This is a genomic window from Streptomyces sp. CA2R106 (assembly GCF_037034245.1).
Classification (GTDB): domain Bacteria; phylum Actinomycetota; class Actinomycetes; order Streptomycetales; family Streptomycetaceae; genus Actinacidiphila.
The window spans coordinates 479186-498923 of the sequence record NZ_JBAGKC010000002.1 but is presented as its reverse complement, the minus strand read 5'-3'; the positions used below and the strand labels follow the sequence as shown (position 1 = coordinate 498923).

The following is a 19738-nucleotide window of genomic DNA, read 5'->3' as shown; positions in this document are numbered from 1 at the left end:
TCGATGGCCAGCGAGCTCGACCCCGGCTCAACCATCTTCTTCAACCTGACCATCGACGGCGAGAGCCTGGGCGTGTTCAACGGCTGCGAGGGGCTGGGCTCCTCCGTCGAGATCCACCAGCACCAGGAGGGCGGCAACAACGGCTTCGTGTGGAGCCTGCCGTCCCGGGTGACGTTCTCGAACATCACACTCACCCGGCCGCTCACCCCGGACACCTCCAAGGTGGCGGCCTGGATCACGTCCATCACCACCGGCGTGACCCGGCCCACCGCGCAGATCGCGGCGCTGCGCGCGGACGGCTCGGTCGTCGCGCGCTGGGGGCTGATCGACGTGCTGCCGGTGAGCTGGCGCGGCCCGTCGCTCGACCCGAACAGCCCGTCGGTCGCCAACGAGGTGCTGGAGATCGCCCACCACGGCTTCACGGATGCGGGGGCGGCGTAATGAGCAGCGTCGGCGCGGGCAAGAGCCTGGTACGGGCCTCGCTCGCCATCCACCAGCCGCCGATCGGCTACAGCACCACGCCGGGCGGCCTGATCAAGAACTTCGACTTCGACTTCAACCCCTCGGAGCTGTCGCTCACCCGGCGGGCGCAGTGGAAGACCACGCCGACCGCGGCCGTCCGGGACGGCTCGCTGCCGGAGTTCATGGGGCCCGAGCCGCGGGAGATGTCGGTCGAGATCTTCCTCGACCGGTCCGACGACCCGAGCAGCAACGACGTGCGCAAGAACGTGGAGGCGCTCTTCTCCTGCTGCGAGGTGACGTCGGCGAGCATCGAGGCGAAGCAGCCCTCGACGCCGTGGGTGGTCTTCCAGTGGGGCTCGTTCTCCACCGCCCGGTTCACCGCGTACGTCTCCTCGGTGGAGGCGTCCTACACCCTGTTCAGCACCACCGGTACGCCGATCCGGGCCACCTGCCGGGTGCAGCTCAACGAGATCCCGAGCAACACCCTCGGCCAGAACCCGACGTCGGGCGCGCTGACCGCCCGCCGGGTGCACCGGGTGGTGTCCGGCGACTCGCTCCAGCACCTGGCCTGGCGGGAGTACGGTGACGCCACCGTGTGGCGCACCATCGCCGAGAGCAACGGCATCGACGACCCGTCGCGGCTGGAGCCGGGCACCGAACTCATCCTGCCGGCCGCCGAGGAGGTCGGCCTGCGATGACCAAGATCGGCTACTCCAACGTCCTGCACGTCACGATCGGCGGCGCGCCGCTGACCCCGACCATGGCCACGCTGCTGGTCGGCGGCTGGGTGGACTTCGGGGCGGGCGTGCCGGGCGCGTTCCAGCTGACCTTCCGCGACCCGAAGCGGAAGGTGCTCGGCCAGGTCGGCGCCAAGCTCGGCGAGCCGGTGGTGCTGGCCCCGGTCGCCGACGGGCAGGGGGCGCAGTCGCCGCTGCTCACCGGTGAGATCACCGGGCTGGAGACGGACTACGACGGCACCGGCACGTTCAGCGTGATCCGCGGCTACGACCTCGGGCACCGGATGCTGCGGCAGCGCCGGGTGGTGGCCTACCGCAACATGACCGCCTCGGACATCGCCCGCAAGCTCGCCGCGCAGGACAAGGTCCCGATCGGCAAGATCGAGTCGACCAAGACGCTGTACGAGTTCATCACCCAGGCCAACGTCACCGACTGGGACTTCCTGAGCCGGCTCGCGGACGAGAACGGGATGGTGATGTCCCTGAGTTCCAAGGGCACCTTCCAGTTCGAGAAGCCGGACCCGGCCTCCGGTGCGCCGCCGGTGAGCACGCCGAGCGACAAGAGCCCGTACGTGCTGGAGGCGGGCGTCGACATCCTGCGCTGCCGGTCCGCGGTGACCTCCGCGGACCAGGTGAGCAAGGTGGAGGCGCGCGGCTGGGACGTGACGACCAAGCGGGACCTGGTGGGGCGGTCCACGGCCGCGGACAACCCCGGTATCAAGATCGGCACCAGCCCGGCGGCGGCGGTCACCGCGTTCGGGCCGGCGACGCTCGTCGAGACGGAGATCCCGTACGACAAGCAGGGCGAGGTGACGAACGCGGCCAAGTCGCTGTCGGACGACGTCACCAGCTCCTTCGCCGAGGTGGAGGTGACGGTGCACGGGAACCCGAAGCTGCGGCCCGGGGTCCCGGTGGCGCTGGCCGACGTCGGCGCGCCCTTCGAGGGCAAGTACACGGTGACCGCGGCCCGCCACACCTTCGGCGCGGGCCGGCACTACGAGACCTGGCTGACCGTCAGCGGCCGGCAGTGGCGGTCGCTGTACGGGCTGGCCTCCGGCGGCAGCGGCGCCGCCCCGGCGGGCGCCTCGCGGCTGCCGGGCGTGGCCAACGCGCTGGTCACCGACATCAAGGACCCGCTCAAGCAGGGCCGGGTCAAGCTGCGCTTCCCGTGGCTGGACGACACGTACATCAGCGACTGGACCCGGACCGTGCAGTTCGGCGGGTACGGCGGCGGCGGGCTGATCGGCCCGGACGTCGGCGACGAGGTGCTGGTGTCCTTCGACCGGGGCGCGCTGGACCACCCGTTCGTGATCGGCGGGCTGTACAACGGCAAGGACAAGCCCGGCAAGTCGGATGTCCAGCCGTACGACGCGACCAGCGGCCGGGTGGTGCGGCACACCCTCGCCGACCGCAGCAACAACCGGGTGGACCTGCTCGACCAGCGGGTCGGCGGCAAGCGCGGGGTGCGGGTGAGCTCCGGTGACGACCGGCTGGTGATCAACCTGGACCGGACCCGCACCGAGATCACCGTGGACAGCAAGGGCTCGGTGAGCATCAAGGGCAGCCGGTCGGTGTCGGTCGAGGCGGGCGCCAACCTGTCGCTCAAGGCGGGCGGCCGGATGTCGCTGAAGAGCGGCGGTGTCCTCGACATCGAGGCGGGCACCATCAGTGCCCGCTCGCTGGGAGCGGTCGCGATCAACGCGCTGGCCGCGCTGGAGCTGAACGCCGTGGGTGTCGCCACCGTCTCCGGCGAGGGCGCGCTGATGCTCAGCTCGCCGCTGGATGTCACGGTGGACGGAACCAACGTCATGCTGCTCGGCGTGGTCACCGCCAACGGGATGCCGGTGGTGTGATGGCAGAGCAATTCGTCGGTACCGGCTGGGCGTTCCCGCTGCGGATCGGCCCGGGCGGCGGCATCGCCATGGTCAGCGGCCAGGCGGAGATCGAGGAGGCGATGCGGCTGGTGCTCGCCACCGCGCCGGGCGAGCGCCCGATGCGGCCGGAGTTCGGCTGCGCCATCCACGAGATGGTCTTCGCGCCGGTCAACGAGGCGACGGCCGGCCGTATCCAGCACGAGGTGTACACCAGTCTGGACCGCTGGGAGCCGAGGATCGAGGTGGAGGACGTGGAGGTCACCGCCGGTGACGCGCAGGGCGTGCTCTACATCGACGTGCGCTACTCGGTGCGGGGCACCAACAACCCGCGCAGCCTGGTCTTCCCCTTCTACACCATCCCCTCGCACGACATCCCCGACCTGCCCGCCTCCGCCAGTTCCTCCCCCGGCCTCCCCGGTTCCCACGCCCTCCCCGAAGGGTCGTCCACGGGCTCCCGGCCGGCCACCGAAAGCGACCGCTGATGGCCCTGCCCTCCCCCAACCTCGACGACCGCCGCTTCCAGCAGTTCGTGGACGACGCCAAGCGCTACATCCAGCAGCGCGCCCCCGAGTGGACCGACCACAACGTCTCCGACCCGGGCATCACCCTGGTCGAGACGGTCGCCCACATGGCCGACCAGGTCGTCTACCGGCTCAACCGGGTGCCGGAGAAGAACCATCTGGCGTTCCTCGACCTGATCGGGATCACCCTCTTCCCGCCGACGGCCGCGCGCACCGACGTGACGTTCTGGCTGTCCGCGCCGGTGGACGAGCCGGTCCGGCTGCCGGCCGGCACCGAGGTCGCCACCTCCCGCACCGAGAACGAGGAAGCGGTGGTCTTCGCCACCGAGGCCGAACTGACAGTGGTGCCGTGCTCGCTGGAGTACCTGGTGATGCAGCACGGGGAGAAGGGCGCGGTGGACCGCACCTCGGACCTGGCCGAGGGCGGCGACCTGCTGTGCTTCAGCCAGTCGCCGCGGCCGGGTGACTGCATGCTGCTGGGGCTGTCGGCGGCCGTGCCGAACTGCGCGGTCGCGCTGACCCTGGACAGCCGGGTGGACGGTGTCGGTGTGGACCCGCGGCAGCCGCCGCTGGTCTGGGAGGCGTGGACCGCGGACGGCTGGGTGGAGTGCGAGGTGGACCGGGACGGCACCGGTGGCCTCAACCGGCCCGGCGAGGTGGTGCTGCACGTGCCCGGCGGCCACACCCCGTCCCGGTCCGGGCGGCGCGAGGCGGGCTGGCTGCGCTGCCGGGTCACCGAGCCGCTGACCGGGCAGCCGTTCTACACCACCTCGCCGACCGTGCGGTCGGTCGAGGCGTTCACCATCGGCGGCACCACCGGCGTGGTGCACGCCGAGACGATCCGCGACGAGATGCTCGGCGAGTCCACCGGGCTGCCCGGCCAGCGGCTGCGGCTGGCGCACTACCCGGTGGTCGGCGACGTGCCCGCGATGCTGCTCCAGGTCACCGACGACAACGGCTGGGTCGACTGGGACGTGGTCGGGCACTTCGCCGCGTCCGGCCCGTACGACCGGCACGTCACGCTCGACGCGGCCACCGGCGAGATCGCCTTCGGCCCGGCCGTGCGCGAGTCCGACGGCACCCTGCGGCAGTACGGCGCGGTGCCGCCGATGGGCGCCGCGATCCGGGTCCGCCGCTACCGCACCGGCGGCGGCCGGGCCGGGAACGTCGCGCGCGGCGCGATCCAGGTGCTGCGCAACTCGGTGCCGTACGTCGCCGAGGTGGTCAACCGCGAGGCCGCCAAGGGCGGGGTGGACGGCGAGACCGTCGACGAGGCCAAGGCCCGCGCGCCGATCACGCTGCGCGCCCAGGACCGCGCGGTGACGCTGCGGGACTACGAGGAGCTGGCCCGCCGGGCCGCGCCGGAGACCGCCCGGATCACCTGCCTGGCCGCCGACCCGGACGAGCACGGCGCCCACGCGGTGCGGGTGCTGGTGGTGCCGCAGGCCGTCACCGACCTCGGCGGGCGGCTGCGGTTCGAGCAGCTGGTGCCGGACGACGCCCTGCTGGAGCGGATCACGAACTACCTCGACGACCGGCGGCTGATCGGCACCCGGCTCGCGGTCGGGCCGCCCTACTACCAGGGCGTCACGGTGGTGGCGACGCTGCACGCCTTCCGCGGCACCGACACCGAGATGGTCCGGCAGCGCGCGCACGACGCCCTGTACCGGCACCTGGACCCGCTCACCGGCGGCGCCGGCGGCACCGGTTGGGCGTTCGGCCGGCCGGTGCAGGCCGGCGAGGTCTTCGCGGTGCTCCAGCGGGTGCCCGGAGTGGAGCTGGTCGACGAGGTGCTGCTGCACCCGGCCGACCCGCTCACCGGCAAGCGCGGCGACCCCACCGAGCGGATCGACCTCGAACCGCCGTCCCTGGTCTTCTCCTTTGACCACCGGGTGCGTGTGATCGGGGGCCAGGAGTGACCGCAGGCGTCGACTTCGGCAAGGCGACAGCGCCCGGGCGGCGCGGCTCGATCGACGGGCTCGGCTCGTCCGCGCCGCTCGGCGCGATGCTGCCGGCCGTCTTCGCCGAGGACGACCTCGCGCAGCGCTTCGTCGCCGGTCTCGACGAGGTGCTGGCGCCGATCCACAACGTGCTGGACTGCCTGGAGGCGTACTTCGCGCCGTCGCTGGCCCCCGCGGACTTCACCCGCTGGCTCGGCGACTGGGTGGGCGCGGAGACCGACGGCGTCGAGGACGTCGCCGCCCTGCGCCGGGCGGTGGCCGCCGCCGCGCGCCTGCACCGCATCCGCGGCACCCGGCGGGGCCTGGCCGAGGTGGTGCGGCTCGCGTTCGGCGTGGAGCCGGAGATCAGCGAGAGCGGCGCCGCGGACTGGGACGCGCGGCCGCTCGGCCCGGTGCCCGGCGAGCAGCGCCCGCACCTGCACGTCGCGATACGGCTGCCCGGCGCCGGCCCGTCCGACCAGGTGCGGCTGGACCGCCTGGTGGCGGCCGCCCGCCCCGCCCACATGCCCTACACGGTCGAGGTGACCGCGGTTGAAAGGACCTCCGAAGGTGACCGGACGTAGCTATGACGCCCAGCCGCCACGGGCGCGGACCTGCGCCGAGTGCGGCACGCAGGCCGGTCCCGACCAGTCGTTCTGCGACGGGTGCGGGGCGGTGCTCGGCTGGGCGGACCGGCCCGCCGCGGCGGCCGCGCGGCGCGCGGAGCCGGCGGCGAGCGCGGCGGGCGGCGGGGGTTCGTCGTCCGCCGGCGGCGCGCCGGGCACCCCGCCGGGCGCGGGCGGCGGCTCCGGCGCGGGCGGCAGCGGGTCGGGGTCCGGGGCCGGTTCCGGGTCTGGGGCCGGGGCCGGGTCCGGGGGTGCGGGGCCGCTGCCGCCGCACGCCGGCACGGGCGCCGGCGGCCGCGGCTCCGGCGGCGGGCAGGACGTGATCGGGGACCCGGGCGACAAGTCCGCCGGCCCGGTCGGCGGCACGGGCGCCGCCCAGGAGGGCTGGACGGCGCCGCCGCAGAGCCCGGCCCCGCCGGCCCGCTGGCGCTCCGCGGTGAGCCTGCCGGGGCAGCCGCAGCCCGACGCGGCCCCGCCGGTCGCGCCCCGGGCGGGCACCGACCCGATGGAGGACACCCTCGAACAGCCTCCGGCGATCCCGCAGTTGCCGCCGCAGCCGCAGCCCGACCAGCAGCAGTACGGTCCGCTGCGCGCCTACGACCCCTACGCCCAGGCCCCGCAGCACGAACCGGAGCCGTACGAGCCCGAGACGTACACGCCCGAGTCCTTCGCGGCGGCCCAGGCGGGGTACGCGGCCGAGGCGCCGTACGAGCAGGAGGAGCAGCCGGAACCGCCGCAGGAGCCGCAGCCGCAGGCCCAGTCGGCGGAGGAGCGGGCCCGGGCGCTGCTGATCCCGGTCGCGGACCCGACCCAGCGGCCGCCGACGGCGCCGTCGGTGGGCGCGGTGATGCCGGGCCGCCCGGTCGCGGCGCGGCCGCTGGTGCGTACGCCGGGCGCGCTGCCCGACGACGACGGCCCGGTCGGCTGCCCCTGGTGCGAGACCGGCAACCGCCCCGACCGGCACTTCTGCCGCCGCTGCGCGATGCCGATGGCGGGCCGGCCGTACGACGAGCGGGCGCGGCGCCCGTGGTGGCGGCGGGTGCTGGACTTCTTCCTGCGGCGCCGGCGGGAGGCGCCGTGGGCCGGTGAGCGGCCGCGGCTGCGCCGCAACCTGGGCCGGGTGGTGACCTGGCTGTTCGCCGCGGCCGCCGCGGTGGCGGTGGTGATCGGCGCGATGCACATCCCCGCCGGGGTGCAGGCCACGAAGGACCACTTCGCCAAGCGGGCGCCGGTCGTCCCGGACTCGGTGCACGCGTCGCGCTCGTTCAAGGACCACGGCCCGAAGCTGGCGTTCGACGAGTTCAACAACACCTGGTGGGGGCCGGGCATCTCGGAGTCCGGGGCCGGCCAGTGGCTCCAGGCGGACTTCCTCCAGCCGGTGCACCTGCTGAACCTCGTCATCACCCCTGGCGAGTCGACGCAGCCGACGGACCTGTCGAAGTCCGCGGAGCCGCACCAGCTGGACGTCACCCTGACCACGTCCGACGGGAAGACCCACGTCCGCCACGTCACCCTGGACCAGGGCAGCGGCGGCCAGACCGTCTCCTTCCGCGCCGACAAGGTCACCTCGGTGCGCTTCACCGTGCAGTCCTCCTACGGGACCGACGCGAAGAAGCAGGTGGCGATCGCCGAGATCGAGTTCTTCGGCCCGAAGCACTCCAACTGACCGCCGGCTGAGGCGGGAAGGCGGGCGGTCGTACGGTCCCCGGGGCCGTGCGGCCGCCCGCGCCGCGTTCAGGTCGCGGGCAGCGGGCGGCGCAGCAGGTAGGCCGCGACCGTGCCGGACATCGCGATCACACAGGCCACGAAGACCAGGCCCGCGGTGCGCAGCCCCACCCCCACGGCGAGCGCGCCGATGCCGACCACCGGCAGCGCGATACCGACGTAGGCGGCGACGAACAGCGCGGAGATCGTCGCGCCGCGCCGCTCGGCGGGCGCGACCCGGCTCACCGCGGCCACCGCGCCGCGGAACGCCATGCCCTGCCCGATGCCGCTGACCACCGCGCCCGCGACCAGCAGGCCCAGGGACTCCGCGAGCAGCGCGCCGCCGATCAGCACCAGCCCCGCCATCAGCACCAGGCTGCCCAGCGGCAGCGCGCGGGCCACCCCGGTCCTGACCACCAGCGACTGCCCCACGGTGGAGGCGAGGAACACCGACAGCACCACGGCGCCGGACACCGCCAGGTCGGTCACCCCCAGGTACTGCGCGGCGAACGACGGGGCGATCGCGGTGAACAGCCCCATCACGGAGAAGCCGGCGAAGGCGGCGAGCGCGGCGGGCGCGAACACCCCCCGCACCTCGGCCGGTACGGCCATGCCCTGCGGGCGCAGCGGGGGCCGCGGGTCGCGGCGGCGCACCGTCTCCGGCATCGCCCACACCACCGCGGCGCAGACCGCGAGCAGGCCGAGGTGCACCAAGTAGGGCAGCCGCAGCGGCTCGGGCTCGTACTGCGCGAGCAGTCCGGCGATCATCGGGCCGCAGCCCAGCCCGCCCATGTTGGCGGCGGTCGCGGCGAAGGAGGCCCGTCCGCGCTGCGCGGGCGCGGCCAGTTCGGTGACGGCGGCGGTGCCGGCGCCGGAGAACAGCCCGGCGGCGAAGCCGGACAGCAGGCGCCCGGCGAACAGCAGCGGCAGCCCGCCCTCGACCACGAAGCAGACCGCGCTCAGCGCGGAGAGCACCAGCCCGGCCAGCAGCACCGGCCGCCGCCCCAGCAGGTCGGAGAAGTTCCCGGCGACGAGCAGCGCGGCGATCACACCGCAGGCGTAGACGGCGAAGACCACGGTCACCATGAACTCGGAGAAGCCGAGCTGCTGGCGGTACAGGCCGTACAGCGGGGTCGGCAGCGTGGTGCCCGCCATGCCCACCGCGAAGACCACGGCGGCCAGCGCGTACCAGGGCCGTACGGGGCGCTGTCCCGCGTCGGAAGGCGTCATCCCTTCACGGTAGGGGCTGCGGCGGCGCGGCGGCGGGACCCGGGCCACCGCCCGCCGTCTCACCGAGGGCGGCCGGGCCGTCGCTCTCCGCGGCGGCCGGGGTGCCGGGCTGTGGGATCGGTCACGGGGGCGGCCGGGCGGCCGGGCGGCGGGCGGGTCCGGATCGCCGGGCGGCGCAGGGCAGTTGCGGGGCGCGGGCGGCACCGGGTCTTCACCCGGGCGAGGCCGGTGGTTTCGCCCGGCTATAGGGAGATGTGCACCCGCTGTCGTACTTTGCCTGGAGGCCAGGAGGCCAGGAGGCCAGGAGGCCAGGACGGCACCAGCAGGTAGAGACGGCCCCGCCCGGGGGCCACGAAGGGAGCAGGCCGTGTCGGAGCGGAGGATTCCGGCGCCCTCGGCGCCCGGAGGGGCGCGGGGCCTGAACCGGCGGGCGCTGCTGCAGGCGGCGGGCATGGGCGCCGGGGTGCTCGCGGCCGGCGCCGCCACGGTGGGCCGGGTGGTCGCGGCGACCGGCGGCTCGGACCGGTCCGCGACGGCCGCGGCGAGCGCCGACCTGCCGCTGACCGGCGGTCCGGACTTCCCGATCGGCCTGTACTGGCCGCCGCACCCCTACGAGACGACGCTCGCCCGCTACCAGGAGATCACCGACGCGGGCTTCACCTTCCTGATCACCGGCAACTACCAGCTCGACGAGGCCAGCGCGAACCAGGCGCTCGGCCTGGCCGACCAGGTCGGCCTGAAGGTGCTGGTGGCCGGCGACCCGCGGGTGAGCGTGGTCGCGCAGCACATGACCGTCACCGACGACCGCAGCGTGCCCGCCTCGATCACCACCGACGACGCCACCGACTGGATACGGTCGGCCACCGGCACCTACGGGCGCCACGCGTCGTTCGCCGGGCTCAGCCTCTACGACGAGCCCCAAACCGAGCGCTTCCCCAACCTCGGCACGCTCACCGGCATCGTCCGCTCCGCCACCCCCGGCCTGCTGCCGTACGCCAACATCAACCGCGGCAACGGCGCGCGCTACGAACGCTTCGTGCGCACTTACCTCGACACGGTCAAGCCCGCGCTGATCTCCTTCGACCGCTACCCGTTCCTCACCGAGGGGCTGGACACGGCGTACTTCGAGACCTGGGCGATCGTCCGCGCCGCCGCGCTCCAGGCGGGCATACCGGCGTGGACGTACATCCAGTCCACCGGCTTCAGCGGGCATGTCACCCCGAGCGCACAGCAGTTGGCCTGGCAGGTCAACGTGAGCCTGGCGTACGGCTGCAAGGGCATCCAGTACTTCACGTACTGGACGCCCGACCCGGCCCGCGGCGAGGGGTACACCCAGGCGCTGGTCACCACCGACGGCAAGCGCACCCCGCTCTACGACGCGGCCGCCGACCTCAACAGCGGCTGGCTCCAGCCCGTCGGGCGCCAACTCAAGCCGCTGGTCTCGGAGTCGGTGCAGCACGTCAACGACACCCCGGCGCCCGTCGGCACCACCGCCTTCGCGCCCGGCAGCCACGTCACCGCGGCGAGCGGCGGCCCCGCGATCCTCGCGGTCTTCAAGCCCGCCGGGGCGGACGACGGCACCCGGCACCTGCTCGTGGTCAACCGCGATCCGGACGGGTCCGGGACGGTGCGGATCGGGCTGGACGCGACGGCGGTGAAGGCGGTCGCCCGTTTCGACGCGTCGAGCGCGACCTATCCGCGGGCGAGCCGGCCGTCCGACCTCACGGTCACCCTCGCGGGGGGCGCGGCGGCGCTGTACCGGCTGTCACCGAGCTGAGGTCCGCCCGGGCGCCGGGGCAGGCGCCGTGGCAGGTGTCGGGGCAGGTGTCGGGGCAGGTGTCGGGGCCTTCGCCCGGCGCAGCTTGAGGGTGTTGTCCGGGCGGGTCCGGACGCGGCCCTCGGGGTCGGTGAACTCCCGCTCGTACTCCGACGCGACCAGCACCTCCCACTGGCCGGGCGGCAGTTCGAGGCTCGCGTGGACCTCGTCCGGGGTCGGGAAGTGCACGTCGAGGTCCGGGTCCGCCTCGCCCGCGGGCCAGCCCGCGTGCCCGACCACCAGGAGCACCCCGCCCGGGGCGACCGCGGCCGCGGCCGACCGCAGGATCGCCTCGCGCGGCATCTCGACCGGCGAGTGCAGGAAGTGCGCGGAGACCAGGTCGTAGCTGCCCGCGGGGAAGTCCGCGGCCAGGTCGTGGCGGCGCCACTCCACCTGACCGGCGAGCCCCGCGTCCTCGGCGTGCGCCGCCGCCCGCTCCAGCGCCTTCCGGGAGATGTCCACGCCGACCACGCGCCAGCCCTGGCCGGCCAGCCAGATCGCGTCGCCGCCCTCGCCGCAGCCCAGGTCCAGCGCGGTGCCGGGTGCCATGCCGCGCACCTCGCGCACCAGGGCCTCGTTCGGCCGCCCGCTCCAGATCCGCTCGCCGCCCCCGTACCGGCCGTCCCAGAACTCCTCGGCCGACGCCGCCTCGCCCATGCGTACTCCTCCGCTCAGTCCGGCAACCGGTTGGCCCCGGTACGGGCGAGCCTGCGGCTTCGCGTGCCGAAACCCCAAGCGGCCTTGCCGTTCCGGCAACCGGGGGCGGTCAGCGGGGCCTGGTCTCCTCGTCCAGCCACGCGAGGTACTCCGCGCTGCCCCGCTCGATCGCGGTCGCGATGATCTCGGGGGTCTCGTAGGTGTGGGCCGCCTTGATCGCCGCCTCCAGGTCGCCGTACCGGTCCGCGGGGGCCTTGAACACCACGCGCCACTCCTCCTCGACCCGCACCTCGCCCTCCCACCAGTACACCGAGCGCAGCGGACCCTCGACCTGCGCGCACGCCGCGGCCCTCCGCTCCACCACCACCCGCGCCAACTCCCCCGCCCGCTCCGCACCGTCCGTCGTCGTCGCCACGCTCACGTATCCGCTCATCAGTCCTCCGTATCCCGCCCGCCCTGCCCCCAACGGCTGTTCCCGGACCACCCGCCGGTCCATGGCTGGTCGCGCAGTTCCCCGCGCCCCCAACACGCACCCTCCACCCACCACACCCAACCCCCCCAGGCCCCCACCGGCAGTTCCCGGGCCACCCGCCGGCACGTGGCCGGTCGCGCAGTTCCCCGCGCCCCCGAGACGCAGCCGCGCAACTCGCCCCGTGCGGGGGCGGGGGCCGTCCTTCCGTGCCGGGCCGCCGGGGGCTACTGCGTGGTGAGGTGGTCGACGAGGTGGAAGAGGGCCGGGAGGGCGGCGCGGACGGCGGCGCGGTCGGCGTCGTCGAGGGCGGCGAGCGCGGCGTCGAGACGGCGTTCGTGCGCCCGGGTCCATGCGGCGAGCTGCTCGCGGCCGAGGTCGGTGAGGGAGACGGCCGCGGCCCGCCGCTCCCCGGGGTCGACATCGCGGGTGACGAGCCCGGAGGTGATCATCTGCCCGATCAGCCCGCTCACCGTGCTGTTGGCAAGCCGCTGCCGGGTGGCGAGTTCGCTCACCCGCGCCGGGGAGCGCTCGGCGAGGACCTGGAGGAGTTCGACCTGCGCCATCGGCAGGGTCTCCCAGGGGTAGTCGGTCCGGATCGACGCGCGCAGCGCGCGGCGCAGGCGGGTGACGGCCTCGGTGAGCCGGCGGGCGTCCGAGGCGTCGGCGGCCGCGGCGAGTTCGGGGGACGGCTGGGACGACGACATGACCCAAGCCTACGGCGCCGTACCTCAACTGACCCGCGAGGAACCGTCCGTACGGGCCGCGGGCCGTTCCCCGGACCAGGCCGCCGCCAGGGCCGCCGCGGCGGCGGCCACCAGCACCGCGAGCGCCCACCGCGCGGGGGCGGTGGAGCCGGGAGCGGCCGAGCCGAAGCGTTCGCCGAGGTGGAGCGCGAGGGTGACGAGGGCGACGCCGAGCGCGGTGCCGAGGCCGCGCGCCATGTTGACCAGGCCGCCGCCGGTCCCGGCGGCCCCCCGCGGGATCGCCGACATGACCATCGTGTTGTTCGCGGGCGTGAAGGTGCCGAGCCCGAGGCCGACGACGGCGAGCAGTACGGCCAGCACGCCCCGCGTCAGCGGCGCCGCCAGCATCGCCGCGGTGGCCGCGGTGAGCACCGCGGCGCCCAGCACGCACCGGCCGCGGTCGGACAGCCCGCGCGGCAGCACCCGGTCGGCGCCGGTCGCGGCCACCGCGAACCCCGCGGGGAGCGCGGTGAGTACGAGCCCGGCGGCCAGTTCGGAGGAGCCCGAGGCGGTCAGCACCACCGGCACCAGCACCAGCGGCCCGAACAGCACGAGGTACCCGCTGAGCGCACCCACCAGCCCGAGCGCGACCGTGCGGCCGCGGACCAGCGCGAGGTCGAGCAGGGGTGCGCGGGTGCGGGCCTGCCGGGCGACGAACCCCCAGCCGGCCGCGAGCGCCGCGGCGAAGAGCCCGGCGACCGCCCATGCGGGCACCGGCAGGCCGGAGGCGGCCGAGACGCCGAGCAGGCCGCAGCCGGTCGCGGCGGCGAGCAGCGCCAGCCCGGGCCAGTCGAAGCCGCCGGTGGCGCGCCGCTCGCGGGTGCGCGGCAGCAGGTAGTGCCCGGCGACCAGCGCCAGTACGCCGATCGGGACGTTGACCCCGAAGACCCAGCGCCAGCCGAGCGTGGAGACCAGCACGCCTCCGACGGTGGGCCCGAGCGCCAGGCCGAGCGCCTGGGCCGCGGCCTGCACGCCGAGCGCGGCCCGCATCCGTTCGCGCGGCGCGCTCGTGGTGACCAGCGCGACGCTGTTCGCCTGCATCAGCGCGGCACCGACCGCCTGCACCCCGCGGAAGACGACCAGCACCAGCAGCGAGGGGGCCAGTCCGCACACGGCGGAGGCGGCCGTGAACACGGCGAACCCGTAGAGGTAGAGCAGCTTGCGCCCGTGGGCGTCGGACAGCCGCCCGGCCGGGACCAGCAGGGCGATCAGCACCAGCAGGTAGGCGAGCGAGACCCACTCCACGGCGGCGGGCGAGGTGTCGAACTGCCGGCGCAGCCCGCCGTAGGTGAGCGTGACGATGCTCGCGTCCAGCTGGCCCATGAAGGCGCCGAAGCAGACCGTCGCGACGGCCAGCCACCAGGCGGACGGGCGGTCCCGTATCGCGTCCGGCCGCGCCCGCTCGCGCAGCAGCAGCGCCGGCCGGTGCCCGCGGCCGGGCCCGGGCCCATGCTCGTGCTCGTGTCCCGGTCCGCCGGTCGCGGGCCGGGCCCCCGTGCGCGTCGTCATACCCCCGACAATACATCGGTTACCGAACTGTTCGGGACCCGTCACGGGGTCGTCCGGTTACGATCCTTCGGGAGTCGATTCGAACAGCCGGACGGGCGGAGGAACGTACGCGTGAGCACCAAACCTGACCTGGTCGGTGTCGTCGGATCGGCCCGGGCGCTGGGCTGGCTCGCGGTACTCTCCGGGGCGGCCGGGGCGCTGCCCGTCCTGCTCGGGCACACCAAGGGGCTGAGCGGCGCGGCGGTCGCCGTGATCGGGGCGCTGCTGTTCGCCGTGCCGTGCGCGTGGTCCGCGGGGCCGCGCCGCGCCTGGTACCGGGCCCGGCTGGAGGCGGCGGCGCCCGCGCCGGAGGAGTCCGTGGTGACCGCGCCGGAGGAGACCTTCGAGCGCGTCACCCGCCCGATGACCTCGACGGTGGTCGTGACGCTCGGCGTCGGGCTGCTCATCGCCTACACCACCGGGATACCCGCGGGGCTGGTGATCACCGGGATCGGCGCCGGCATGCTCAGCCAGGCCCGCTGGGTCGCCCGCCAGGAGCGGGCCCAGGGCGTGCACCTGCTCTGCCCGGCCGCCCCGAGCCGGGTCTCCGCCGACGACCCGAACCTGGCGGCGTACCAGGAGGTCCCCTTCTACACGGTGCCCGCGCGCGGCTGAGCGGTCGTACGCCGCCCCCGCGCACGCCCCCCGCACACTCCCCGCACACGCCGCCGCCCCGGACCGGTCGCAGGACCGGGCCGGGGCGGCGTACGCCGTCGGGCAGGCTCACGCCCCGGCGCCCTCCCCCTTCGTGCCGGTGACGATCTCGCGGATCGTCTCCAGCGGCAGCTTCGGGCGGCCGTCGTCGAAGAGCAGGCCGTTCGTCTCCTGCGCGGTGTCCATGAACTGCGTGTAGCAGTAGCCCGCGACCAGCGGGCTGTCCAGCAGCGGCTTGAACAGCTCCCGCAGCAGCGCCGCGTACTGGGTGTCGGAGTCGGTGTAGGTGTACGCGAAGTCGCCCTCGTGCGAGCCCAGCGACAGCCCGCCGAACTCGGTGACCATCAGCGGGGCGTCCCCGGCGGCGAAACGCTCGGCCTGCCGCGCGGTGAGCGAGAGCGTACGGCCGGACGGGCCCGGGCCGGCGAGCAGCGCGTCGAACCCGGCGGCGTCCCCGTAGCGCGCGGTCAGCAGCTCCGGGTCGGCGGTGTAGTCGTGCACGCCGAGGATGTCGCTGTCGGTGTGCTCCCAGCCCTCGTTGGAGACGACCGGCCGGGTCGGGTCGAGCGCGCGGGTGAGGTTGGCCAGCGCCACCGAGAAGTGGTGCTGCGCCGGGTCGCGGGTGATGTCCGTGATGCCCCAGCTCTCGTTGATCGGCACCCAGGTGACGATGCTCGGGTGGCTGCGGTCGCGGCGCACCAGCTCCAGCCACTCCCGGGTCAGCGACTCGACGGCCACCCCGCAGTAGTCGTACGTGGCGCCGGTCTCGCCCCACACCAGCAGCCCGAGCCGGTCGGCCCAGTACAGGAACCGCGGGTCCTCGGCCTTCTGGTGGATGCGGGTGGCGTTGAAGCCCATCGCCTTGGTCAGCTCGACCTCGCGGCGCAGCTCCTCGGTGCCGGCGTTGGCGAGCAGGGTGCGCGGGCGGTAGCCCTGGTTGAGCACCGACCGCACGAAGTACGGGTGGCCGTTGAGCAGGAAGGCGCCGCGCCCGACCTCGGCGGAGCGCACCCCGACGTAGCTGTCCACCTCGTCCACCGCGGCGGACCCGTCCGCGGTGCGCACGGTGACCCGGGCGTCCAGCAGCACCGGCTGCTCCGGGCGCCACAGCAGATCCTCGCGGTCGATGCCGTTGCGCAGCGCGGGGATCGCGACGTCGATCCGGGCCCGGCGGCCGTCGACGGCCGCCGAGGTCCGCGCGAGCACCCGGTCGCCGCGGCTGATCACCACGTCCACGGTGAGCGGGCCGGCCGGCTGCCCGGCGAGCTCCACCTCGGCGGTCACACCGCGGATCGGGTCGGTGGTCCACGCCAGGTCGGTGACGTGCCGGGCGGGCACGGACTCGGCCCACACGCTCTGCCAGATGCCGGTGGTCCGCTCGTACCAGACCGCGTGCGGCCGCTCCTGCCAGTCCTGCTTGCCGCGCGCCTGCGCCAGTTCGGCCGGGTCGTCCTCGGCGCGGACCACCAGGACGTGCTCGGCGGCGCCGGGGCGCAGCGCGTCGGTCACGTCGGCGGTGAACGGCGTCTGGCCGCCCACGTGTTCGGCCACCAGCGTGCCGTCCAGCCAGACCTTCGCCCGGTGGTCCACGGCACCGAAGTGGATCAGGGCGCGGCGCGCGGCGCCGTCCTCGGCCGCGGTGTCCGGCACGAGGGCGGTGTGCGGGATGCCGCGGCGGTACCAGACCACGGGGTGGCGCCCGGTCTCGCCGATGCCGGACGCCGGGGACTCCGGCGGGAAGGGCACGGTGATCTGCCGGTCGAACGGTGCGCCCGCCCCGTCCCCGCCGGCGCCCGCCGCGAACCAGCCCTCGCGCTCGCCGGCGGCCGCGTCGTCGTAGCCGAACTCCCACGCGCCGTCGAGGCTGGTCCACTGCTCCCGGCAGAGCATCGGCCGCGGGTAGGTCCCGTCCTGCTCGCTCGCCCTCACGGCTCCTCCTTCTGCCTGCCCGACATCGGGCGTCGTAAAATTCGTGTGATCAATGACGGCGTCCAGCTTGAGCGATAATTTGCATCGATGCAAGAGGCAAGGTTTCCGAGCAGGCGCGGCCCGTCCCGACCAGAGGGGGAACCCTGGTGGCCAGAGTCAGGATGCGCGACGTCGCCGAGCACGCGGGCGTGTCGGTGCGGACCGTGTCCAATGTGGTCAGCGGATACGCGCACGTCAGCGAGGCGACGCGGGCCCGGGTGCAGCGCTCGCTGGACGAGCTGGGCTACAAGATGGACTACCTCGCGCGCGGCCTGCGCTCGGGCCGCACCGGGTTCGTCGCGCTGGCGGTGCCGTTCGTGGTCGAGCCGTACTTTGCCGCCCTGGCACAGGCGGTCATCCAGGCCGCGGCCCGGCGCGGGACCACCGTGCTCGTGGAGTCCACCGGCGGCGACCCGGAGGTCGAGCGGCGCATCCTGGCGGGCGGCCTGACGAACGTCGCCGACGGGGTGCTGTTCAGCGCGCTCACCCTGCCGGCCACCGACGCGCCCGCCACCGGGCCGGACTTCCCGCTGGTCATGCTGGGTGAGCACAATGTCGGCGACCACCTGCCGCGGGTCGGCATCGACAACGTGGCCGCCGCCCGCGCCGCCGTGGAGCACCTGCTCGCACAGGGCTGCCAGCGGATCGTGGCGCTGGGCCGCAACGGCAGCGAGAACGGCCGGCAGCGCGCCGAGGGCTACCAGCAGGCGCTGTCGGCGGCCGGGGTCCGCCGGGTGAACTGGCTGGTCGAGCCGGTGGACGACTGGACCAGGGAGCACGGCTACACCACGACCCTGCGGCTGCTGGAGGGCAGCGGGCCGCTGCCCGACGCGATCTTCGCGTTCAACGACGCGCTGGCGGTGGGTGCGCTGCGCGCGCTGGACGCGTCGGGCGTGCGGGTGCCGGACGAGGTCGCGGTGGTGGGCGTGGACGACATCCCCGAGTGCGCGTACACCCATCCCCCGCTGACCTCGATCGCGCCCGACCTGGACGCGATCGCCGAGCGGTCGCTGAGCCTGCTGGACGCGCAGATCCGCAGCAATGCGAACGGGAACGGCAACGGGACCGGCAACGGCAACAGCGGGGCGGCCGCGGAGACGGCCGCCCCGGCAACGACCGGGGCAGCCTCCGAGCCGGCGCCCGGCCCGGCCACCGAGCACAGCGGCGCCGACACGGAAAGTGACGCCGAGGGCGCCGCGCAGTGGTCCGGCGCCTCCGCCTCGACCCCGTTCCGCCTCGTGGTCCGCGAGTCCTCGCGGCGAACCGGCCCCGCGAAGTAGCCCCGCACCACCCCTGGCCTGCCCTCTCGGGCTCCGGGCACCTTCCGGCGGCGGCCGTGCGGCCCGCCGCCCGGGAAGTTGCCACCGGACTATTGCATCGATGCAAAACGTATGCGATGGTCTGCGGCATCGAGTTCACATCGAATTAACGAGGTGAATATGCCCATGAGCGGAGCGTTGGGGCGCCGCCGGTTCCTGGCGCTCGGTGGAGGGCTGGCCATGTCCGCAGGACTCGCGGCGTGCTCCTCCCCGTTGGCCACAGGACTGGCCGGCACGCAGCCGGACACCGCCGACATCATCTTCTGGAACCTGTTCACCGGTGGTGACGGCGCCAACATGGTGCTGATGGAGAAGGCGTTCCGCAAGACCCACCCCGGGCTGTCCGTCGAGGCGACCATCCTGGGCTGGGGGAACCCGTACTACACGAAGCTGGCACTCGCCACGGCCAGCGGCACACCACCGGACGTCGGCATCTCCCACCTGTCCCGGCTGCCGCTGCTGGCGGCCTCCGGGCTGCTGACCCCGGTCGAGGACGCGGGCGTCGGGGAACTGGGCATCACCTCGGACAAGTTCACCCCCGCCGCCTGGCAGAAGGCCACCGTCGGCGGGACCGTGTACGCGGTCCCGCTGGACACCCACCCCTTCGTCCTCTACTACAACACCGACCTGGCGCAGAAGGCCGGGCTGCTCAACGCGGCCGGGGACGACCTGAAGCCGATGAAGAACGCCGCGGAGTTCCTCGACGCGGTCAAGGCGATGAAGGACGCGGGCGCGCAGTACGGCGCGGTCATGTCGATCACCGCCGACCCGTCCACCTGCTGGCGCTTCTTCAGCATGATCTACTCCGGGATCGCCGGGCCGGTCGTCACGCACGAGGGCACCAGGGTCGCGGTGGACGAGGACGCGGCGCAGTCCACGTTCGCCTTCATGCAGAGCCTGACCAAGGGCGGGCTGATGCCCAAGAGCCTGACCGGCTCCGGGGTGAACGCCCTGTTCTCCACCGGCAAGTCGGGCTTCCTCTTCGACGGCGAGTGGCAGATCCCGTCCTACCGGGACGTCAAGGGCCTGCACTTCAACGTGGTGCCCTTCCCGGCGCTGCTCGGCCCCAAGCCGGTGGCGTACGCCGACTCGCACTCGCTGATCATCCCGCACAACGGCAGGCGCTCGGCGTCCCGCACCGCGCACGCGGCGCTGTTCGTCAAGAGCCTGCTCGACAACAGCGCGATCTGGGCGCACGGCGGCCATGTGCCGGCCTGGCTGCCCACCCAGCGCAGCAAGGCGTTCCAGGACCAGTCGCCGCAGCGCAACTACGTCCAGGCCGCGTTCAACGCGGTCTACGACCCGGTCGCCTGGTACACGGGCGCCGGCTCGGACTTCCAGACCACGGTGGGCTCCACGATCATCGAGGTCATCGCGGGCCGGCTCACCCCCAAGGCGGGGGCCGCCCAGCTGCGTTCGGACCTGAAGCGCTACACCACCGCCCGACCGCCGGTCAAGATCGGATAG

The 19738-nt window shown here is 74.3% G+C and carries 17 protein-coding genes; 11 read left to right on the top strand and 6 right to left on the bottom strand.

Going from position 1 to position 19738, the window contains the following annotated elements; genetic code table 11:
* Window positions 1-3 precede the first annotated feature (3 nt).
* The 7 genes from WA788_RS05420 (at window position 4) to WA788_RS05390 (ending at window position 7826) form a co-directional block, all read left to right on the top strand.
* Window positions 4-441, top strand: a complete 438-nt coding sequence (locus WA788_RS05420; RefSeq protein ID WP_335972148.1) for a phage tail protein — start codon at window positions 4-6, stop codon at window positions 439-441.
* Window positions 441-1160 (top strand): CIS tube protein, encoded by a 720-nt coding sequence (locus tag WA788_RS05415; RefSeq protein ID WP_335972146.1) that lies wholly within the window; start codon window positions 441-443, stop codon window positions 1158-1160. Before WA788_RS05420 ends, WA788_RS05415 begins: the two co-directional genes overlap by 1 nt.
* Window positions 1157-3052: a VgrG-related protein gene (locus WA788_RS05410; protein ID WP_335972144.1), complete on the top strand. Its 1896-nt coding sequence runs from the start codon at window positions 1157-1159 to the stop codon at window positions 3050-3052. Before WA788_RS05415 ends, WA788_RS05410 begins: the two co-directional genes overlap by 4 nt.
* Window positions 3052-3555, top strand: a complete 504-nt coding sequence (locus WA788_RS05405) for a GPW/gp25 family protein (protein ID WP_335972143.1) — start codon at window positions 3052-3054, stop codon at window positions 3553-3555. The genes WA788_RS05410 and WA788_RS05405 overlap by 1 nt, the downstream gene beginning before the upstream one ends.
* Complete coding sequence (locus tag WA788_RS05400) at window positions 3555-5513, top strand: putative baseplate assembly protein (RefSeq protein ID WP_335972141.1); 1959 nt, start codon at window positions 3555-3557, stop codon at window positions 5511-5513. The genes WA788_RS05405 and WA788_RS05400 overlap by 1 nt, the downstream gene beginning before the upstream one ends.
* A gap of 86 nt (window positions 5514-5599) precedes the next feature.
* Window positions 5600-6118 carry a phage tail protein gene (locus tag WA788_RS05395; RefSeq protein ID WP_335972234.1) on the top strand — a complete coding sequence of 173 codons (519 nt, stop codon included), beginning with the start codon at window positions 5600-5602 and terminating at the stop codon, window positions 6116-6118.
* Window positions 6105-7826, top strand: coding sequence for a zinc ribbon domain-containing protein (locus tag WA788_RS05390; RefSeq protein ID WP_335972139.1), 1722 nt, complete (start codon window positions 6105-6107; stop codon window positions 7824-7826). The genes WA788_RS05395 and WA788_RS05390 overlap by 14 nt, the downstream gene beginning before the upstream one ends.
* Window positions 7827-7894: 68 nt before the next feature.
* Here the strand turns inward: WA788_RS05390 and WA788_RS05385 are convergent, their stop codons facing one another.
* Entirely contained in the window at window positions 7895-9094 is a 1200-nt protein-coding gene (locus WA788_RS05385; RefSeq protein ID WP_335972137.1) for an MFS transporter, read from the bottom strand.
* Window positions 9095-9461: 367 nt separating this feature from the next.
* Between WA788_RS05385 and WA788_RS05380 the strand changes: the two genes are divergently transcribed.
* Complete coding sequence (locus tag WA788_RS05380) at window positions 9462-10871, top strand: hypothetical protein (RefSeq protein WP_335972135.1); 1410 nt, start codon at window positions 9462-9464, stop codon at window positions 10869-10871.
* Here the strand turns inward: WA788_RS05380 and WA788_RS05375 are convergent.
* The 4 genes from WA788_RS05375 to WA788_RS05360 form a co-directional block, all read right to left on the bottom strand.
* Complete coding sequence (locus WA788_RS05375) at window positions 10860-11567, bottom strand: class I SAM-dependent methyltransferase (protein WP_335972133.1); 708 nt, start codon at window positions 11565-11567, stop codon at window positions 10860-10862. The genes WA788_RS05380 and WA788_RS05375 overlap by 12 nt on opposite strands.
* Before the next feature lie 109 nt (window positions 11568-11676).
* Window positions 11677-12000, bottom strand: a complete 324-nt coding sequence (gene cutA / locus WA788_RS05370; protein ID WP_335972131.1) for a divalent-cation tolerance protein CutA — start codon at window positions 11998-12000, stop codon at window positions 11677-11679.
* 263 nt (window positions 12001-12263) lie between these two features.
* Complete coding sequence (locus WA788_RS05365; protein WP_335972129.1) at window positions 12264-12743, bottom strand: MarR family winged helix-turn-helix transcriptional regulator; 480 nt, start codon at window positions 12741-12743, stop codon at window positions 12264-12266.
* A gap of 24 nt (window positions 12744-12767) precedes the next feature.
* Entirely contained in the window at window positions 12768-14198 is a 1431-nt protein-coding gene (locus WA788_RS05360) for an MFS transporter (protein WP_335972233.1), read from the bottom strand.
* Between the two features lie 204 nt (window positions 14199-14402).
* Between WA788_RS05360 and WA788_RS05355 the strand changes: the two genes are divergently transcribed.
* Window positions 14403-14945, top strand: coding sequence for a hypothetical protein (locus WA788_RS05355; RefSeq protein ID WP_335972128.1), 543 nt, complete (start codon window positions 14403-14405; stop codon window positions 14943-14945).
* A gap of 108 nt (window positions 14946-15053) precedes the next feature.
* Here WA788_RS05355 and WA788_RS05350 read toward each other — a convergent pair whose 3' ends face one another.
* On the bottom strand, window positions 15054-16913 hold the full coding sequence (locus WA788_RS05350) for a glycoside hydrolase family 2 protein (protein ID WP_335972125.1): 1860 nt from the start codon (window positions 16911-16913) through the stop codon (window positions 15054-15056).
* Window positions 16914-17059: 146 nt separating this feature from the next.
* Here WA788_RS05350 and WA788_RS05345 point away from each other — a divergent pair, with 146 nt between their 5' ends.
* Window positions 17060-18232, top strand: a complete 1173-nt coding sequence (locus WA788_RS05345; RefSeq protein ID WP_335972123.1) for a LacI family DNA-binding transcriptional regulator — start codon at window positions 17060-17062, stop codon at window positions 18230-18232.
* A 165-nt stretch (window positions 18233-18397) separates the two neighbouring features.
* The gene (locus WA788_RS05340; protein ID WP_335972121.1) at window positions 18398-19738 is read left to right on the top strand and encodes an extracellular solute-binding protein; all 1341 of its coding nucleotides are present in this window, start codon (window positions 18398-18400) and stop codon (window positions 19736-19738) included.